This is a genomic window from Verrucomicrobiia bacterium (assembly GCA_019634625.1).
Lineage (GTDB): Bacteria > Verrucomicrobiota > Verrucomicrobiia > Limisphaerales > CAIMTB01 > CAIMTB01.
Genome location: JAHCBA010000018.1, coordinates 121,202 through 127,242 on the forward strand (window position 1 = coordinate 121,202; position 6,041 = coordinate 127,242).

At 68.9% G+C, this 6,041-nt stretch carries 4 protein-coding genes; 2 read left to right on the forward strand and 2 right to left on the reverse strand.

Annotated elements, in window-relative coordinates; translation table 11 throughout:
• The first annotated feature begins 3 nt into the window (after positions 1–3).
• Positions 4–1,224 (forward strand): diadenylate cyclase, encoded by a 1,221-nt coding sequence (locus KF833_12590; protein ID MBX3746135.1) that lies wholly within the window; start codon positions 4–6, stop codon positions 1,222–1,224.
• Positions 1,221–3,578, forward strand: coding sequence for an SLC13 family permease (locus KF833_12595; protein ID MBX3746136.1), 2,358 nt, complete (start codon positions 1,221–1,223; stop codon positions 3,576–3,578). The genes KF833_12590 and KF833_12595 overlap by 4 nt, the downstream gene beginning before the upstream one ends.
• A gap of 154 nt (positions 3,579–3,732) precedes the next feature.
• On the opposite strand, the gene KF833_12600 is transcribed toward KF833_12595, so the two are convergent.
• Complete coding sequence (locus KF833_12600; protein ID MBX3746137.1) at positions 3,733–5,376, reverse strand: hypothetical protein; 1,644 nt, start codon at positions 5,374–5,376, stop codon at positions 3,733–3,735.
• Between the two features lie 316 nt (positions 5,377–5,692).
• Positions 5,693–6,041 (reverse strand): hypothetical protein (locus KF833_12605; GenBank protein MBX3746138.1); only part of this gene is annotated, 349 nt, incomplete at its 5' end.

Consider the following 6,041-nt stretch of genomic DNA (forward strand, 5'->3'; position numbering starts at 1 on the left):
ACCATGGAATGGCTTGAGCGTGCGACGAGTCCGCTGCGGGAGATCGGCCTGGCCGGGTCGCTCGACATCGCGATCGTCACGCTGGTCATCTACACCTTCCTGCTGGCGCTGCGGCGGACGCGGCGCTCGGCGATGATTCTGACGGGGATGGTGATCATGGGGGCGGTGTTCCTGCTGGCCCGCCGTTTCAACCTGGTGCTGACGACGGCACTGTTGCAGGGGTTCTTCGCGGTCATCCTGATCGCCCTGGTGGTGATCTTTCAGGAGGATCTGCGGTACTTCTTCGAGCGGGTGGCGCTCTGGTGGGTGGAACGGCGGGTGCCGCTGTACCGGCGCAGTTCGCGGCGGATGGTGCCCCGGGAGGTGGAGATTCTGGCGCGGACGCTGTCCGACCTGGCGCGGGCGCGCGTGGGGGCGTTGGTGGTGCTGCGGGGGCGGGATGTCATCGGGCGCCACATCGAGGGGGGCGAGGAGGTGGACGGATTGCTGAGCGAGCCGCTGCTCAAGAGCATTTTCGATCCGCATTCGTCGGGGCACGACGGCGCGGTGATCCTGGATGGGAACCGGGTGGAGAAGCTGGGCTGCCACCTGCCGTTGTCGAAGAACTTCGAGAAGCTGCCCCGGAGCGGCACGCGTCATGCGGCGGCGCTGGGCCTGTCGGAGAGGGCCGACGCGCTGTGCCTGGCGGTGTCGGAGGAGCGCGGGACGATTTCGGTGGCGCGGCGCGGGGAGATCCGGACGGTGGCGGACAGCGCGGAACTGGCGGCGATCCTCGAGGCGTTTTACCGGGAACTGTCGCCGGTGGGGGAATCGAGGTGGTCCTGGTACGGATTTCTGCGGGAGAATGCGAGGGAGAAGCTGGGGGCGCTGGGGTTGGCGGTGCTGCTGTGGACGGTGGTGGTGCACCGGTCGCAGGTGGTGCGGCGCACATTTGACGTGCCGGTGACGTACAGCCAGCTCCCGGTGCATCTCGAGGTGAGCGATCTTTGGCCCACCAATGTGAAGGCCACGTTTTCGGGACCGCGGCGGGCCTTTTTGTTTGTGCGGGACGACGACTTCCGGCTGTCGCTCAAGCTGTGGCGGGCGAACCCCGGGTTGCGTGTGTACCCGTTGGCGAGCAGTGATCTGAATCATCCCTCCGATCTGACCCTGGAGGACATGGAACCGCGGCAGATCCAGTTGACCATTGACGAGAAGGCGGCCGGGCCGCTGATGCCGCCGTGACGCCGGAGATCATCACGGTGCTCGGGATTCTCGGGGGGGCCGTGCTGCTGCTGGTCACGGGCTGGCTGCGAACCGACGTGGTGGCGGTGCTGGTGCTGCTGGCCCTGGCCTGGGCGCGGGCCATCGAGCCGGAGGAGGCGATCGCCGGGTTTGCCAATGCCGCGGTGGTCACGGTCGTCGGGGTCTTCGTGCTGAGCGCCGGCCTGCAGCGGACCGGCGTGGCGCAGTGGCTGGGGCAGTGGGTGCAGCGGGTGGGGGGCAGGGGGGAGTTCCGGTTGGTGGCGGCGCTGATGGCGACGGCGGCGGCGTTGTCGTTTGTGATGAACACCGTGGCCATCGTGGCGCTGTTCCTGCCGGTGGTGATGGACATGGCGCGACGGACCGGGGTGGCACCGGCGCGGCTTCTGATGCCGCTGGCCTTTGGCGGATTGCTGGGCGGCATGACCACGACCTTCGCGACGATGCCGAACCTGCTGGCCAGCCAGGCGTTGCGGGAGGCGGGATTGAAACCGTTCGGCTTCTTCGACTTTCTGCCCGTGGGCGGGGCCGCGGCGGTGGTGGGGATCGGCTTCATGGCGGTGCTGGGGCGCCGCCTGCTGGCCGGGCGCGGGATGGAGGAGCCGGCGCCCTCGACGGCGCTTCCCAACCTGACGCAGCACTACGGGCTGCATGAGCGGATGTTTGTGCTGCGCCTGCCGCCGGGTTGCGCGCTGGTGGGGCGCACGCTGGAGGAGAGCCGGCTGGGCTCGGCCTTGCGGCTGCATGTGGCCGGCATCCTGCGGGACGGGCAGACGCGGCTGGCGCCCGACCGGTGGACGGTGCTGCAGGACGACGACCGGCTGCTGATCCAGGGGACGCCCGACCAGCTCCAGGATCTGGCGGCCTGGCGGGGTCTGGTGATGGAGGAGAGCGGTTCGGAGATGGAAGGGTGGTTCCCGGAGCACATCGGGTTCGCGGAGTGCATGGTGGCGAAGGGTTCGGCCCTTGTGGGGCGCACCCTGGCCTGGCTGGACGCGCGCCAGAGCTGGGGGGTCAACGTGGTGGCGCTGAAGCGCGGACCGGAGATCTTCCGGAGCCACCTTCAGGACCGGCGTCTGATGCCGGGCGACGTCCTGCTGGTGCAGGGGCCGACCGAGCGGCTGGCCGAGCTTCGGACCGGTGCGGGTTGGGAAGCGGTGCGGGAGACGCCGAGGGACGAAGTGGCCGGGGGATACGACCTGGAGTCGCGACTGTTCACGGTGCGGATTCCGGAGGGGTCGCCGCTGGCGGGACGGCCGTTGTCCGAGACCCGGCTGGGGGAGGCGTTGGGCATGACGGTGCTGGCGTTGGGACGCGGGGACACGAAGACCGCGATGCCGGGACCGGACGAGGAACTGCGGGCGGGGGATGCTCTCCTGATCGAGGGGCGGAGCGAAGAGTTGCGGGCGCTGCAGGGGTTCCGGGATTTCGAACTTGAACGGGAGGTGTCGCCCGAATGGGGGGATTTCGAATCCGAACGACTGGGGTTGATCGAGGTGGTGTTGTCACCGCGAACCGGGCTGGCGGGGAAGACGCTGCGGCAGATCCGGTTTCGGGAGCGGTACGGGATGAGCGTGCTGGGCATCTGGAGGGCGGGCAAGGCCCTCACCCATCGGCTTCAGGATCTTCCGCTCCAGTTCGGGGACGCGCTGCTGCTGTACGGTCCGAGGAGCCGCCACCCGCTGCTGGGTGGCGAGCCGGATTTCATCGTGCTGAGCCAGGCGGCACAGAAGGTGCCGTTGCGCACCCGGGCCCCGATGGCGGTGGCGGCGGTCCTGGTGTTCCTGATCCTGTCGGCGACGGGCTGGCTGGCGGTGCCGCTGGCGGCATTGACGGCGGCGGTGCTCATGGTGCTTGGCGGTTGCCTGCGGGTGGACGACGCGTATGCGGCGGTCGATTGGAAGGCGGTGGTGCTGATCGGCGGGATGCTGCCCCTGGCCACGGCGTTGGAACGTTCCGGGGCGGCGGCGGCCCTGGGCGCCGCAGGGGTCGAGTGGGTGCGGGATGCGGATCCGTGGCTGGTGGTGGCGGCGTTGTTTCTTCTGACCTCGACGGGAACGTGGTTCATCCCGGGCACGGCCCTGGTGGTGTTGATGGCGCCCCTGGCCCTCGAGTTGGCCATCGGCGCGGGGCTGTCGCCTCACGCCGTGATGATGACGGTGGCACTGGCGGCCTCGGCGGGGTTCAGCAGCCCGGTGTCGCATCCGGGCAACGTGCTGATCATGGGCCCGGGCGGGTATCGGTTCCTGGACTTCCCGAAAGTCGGGCTGCCCCTGACACTGGTGGTGCTGGCGACGGTGCTGCTGGTTCTGCCGATCTTCTGGCCCCTGAAATGAACGGGCACCGGGGCGCAACGCCCTCGTCGCCGGTGATCGGCCGGATCTCGCGAATGGACGTGGGATCGAGGGGTTCAGGGGTTGGTGCCGGATCGGATTGGGGAAGGCGTCCGGCTGGGGGCGTCGGCGTCGGGTGGGCGCGGTTGAGGGATGATCAGAACCGCGGTTCGACGAGGACGCTTCCCGGGGCGCCGGGTTGGTAACCGTCGCCACCTTGGGAGGAGATGCGTGAGGCGGGGAAATCGGATCGGAGGTAGCGAATGGCGATGAGGCCGCCGCCCCCCCCGCCGGATTCGAGGCCTCCGGCGCCGCCGTCGGCGAGCACCGATCCGGAGCCGGACAGGTAATCAGCCTGGATGAGGATGCTGCCGCCGGAGCCGCCACCCCCGTAGCGGGAGCCGTCGGTGCCGCGGACGGAGAGTGTGCCGTGGAGTTCGAGGCGTTGGGCGATGATGGCAATCCGGCCGCCCCCGTCGCCGGCGGGACCGTTGTCGGAGCCGCCGCCGCTGCCGAGGGTGTTGGGATGGGAGGGTTCCCCGTAGGGGGCGTTGGGGTTTCCATCGATGTTGCCGAAGCCGCCGAGGCCGGCGTGACTGCCGCCATGGCGACTTCTGCTGCCGGGCTGGAAGTTGAGGGTCCGACCGGCGGTGTCGGGGTTGGTTTGCGTTTGGGCGCCTGGATAACCGCGGCCCGCCGCGTCGATGTGACTGCCGGCTTCGATGACGAGGTGGTCCACCGCAAGGGACAGCCCGGGATGGGAGCCGGGGCTGGGCGGGACGTGGGTGAGGACGGCACCGCGCCGAAGGAAAAGTTCCAACGCCCGGAAGGAGAGGGCTTGGACACGGGCGCCATCGACGGTCACCAGGTCGCCTGAGGTGTCGGCTGGAAGGGGCGTTTCGCGTCCGGGCCCTCGGATGATCAGGCGGCCGGGAGTGGAATCACGGATGGTGAAGAGGGTGCCTGGGGCGCCTTGCTCATGGCCGGTGCCGCCCAGCGTGGAGATGCGGTCGAGGATACCGCCAGAGGCGGTACGATACAGGACCGCCACACGACCGCCGCCGCCGCCGCCAGATTGGGGGCTGCCATGGCCGCCATCGGCGCGAATCTCACCGGCACCGAGCAGGAGCCGGGTTTGGATTTCGATGGAACCGCCGGCGCCACCGCCACCGTAGAGGGAGCCGGGTCCGCCGTTGGCGAGGATGGAGCCGTCGAGTTCGAGGGTGTCGGCGACGAGTCGGAGGAGGCCGCCGCCGTCGCCAGCCGATCCGATGTCCGCACTGCCGCCAAGGCCGAGGGAGCGAGGTTGGCGATGATCGCCATAGGGGGGGATGGCATCTCCTGGAACGTTGCCCCGTCCCCCCAGCCCGCCGTGGCTGCCGCCGTGACGCTGGGGAACGACGCCGACGTGGGCGGGGTCGGGTCGATTGGAGGCGTCGGAGTCCGGGTTTCGGACCCCAGGGAACCCGCGTGCTGAGACATCGATACGACTGGTGGCGTCGATGGTGAGGTGCCCGACTTCGAGGAAGAGCGAGCGTGCGTCGGGGCCGTCCTGAGGGGGATGAGTGACGACGGCGTGATGGCGCAGGATGAGCCGGGAGAATCGGACATGACCCGAAAGGGCGACCGTGCGTCCCTCGACGATCCATTCGACGGTGGGGTCCGGATTGGGCTCAAGTTCGACCGGGGCGGCAAGGGCGTTGGCAGACGCGCAGATGGCTGGGAAGACAGCCAGGAAAGCGAGTCCGGCGAGAGGCAGAAGCGGGAGCGGGACGATCCGGGGCTTTGCTGGAGAATCCATGGTCTGGAGGGGCCAGACGGAGAACCGTCGATTGGCGATTGGTACTGGGTGGCAGGGCGGAAGGCGACGCAAAAACCAGCGGTTGGTTCAGCGCCGCTGCATCCGTGGGTTGTGGGTGAGGACGCAGCGACTCGGAGGGACGATCTCCGCGAGTCCGCAATCCAAAGCACCCCACCGTTGAGGCCTCGTGGAACTAGGCCCTCCGATGGCACGCTTCGCGATGCTCTCACCTCTCCCCACCATTCCGGGATCACCGGTTCAGCACGGGGCATCGCCGCATGTGGGCATGATCTGATGGGTGGACCTTCCAGATTGACTACCCCACCGCATGCACTCGCAGATCCCGCAGCACGGTAAGCCCCGGGATCGGGGCACCCCGAATGATGCGGGCACCGCTCTTGCGCCGCTTGCCGAACTTGTCCCGGTGCTGCTCCCACATCTGGTCCACGAACTCCTTCGATCCCAGGAACACCCCGTCGGTCATGTGCCGGATCCGCAACCGAAGGATCTGACCCAGCGGTAGTTGACCGCCCCTCGCCAGTTCCGCCCGGATCGCCTCCGGATCCAGCACCCGCTTGTCGCTCCGCCCTGACGTCCCGCCAATCACGTAAAGCGCCAGGCGATATTCTGCTGACGCCGTGCTCCAGTCGGCTGCGCCCAGGAAG

Bases quoted from the DNA above. Each gene is read 5' to 3' on its own strand.
- KF833_12590 (MBX3746135.1), top strand. From the start codon at position 4: ATGGAATGGCTTGAGCGTGCGACGAGTCCGCTGCGGGAGATCGGCCTG.
- KF833_12600 (MBX3746137.1), bottom strand. From the start codon at position 5,376: ATGGATTCTCCAGCAAAGCCCCGGATCGTCCCGCTCCCGCTTCTGCCT.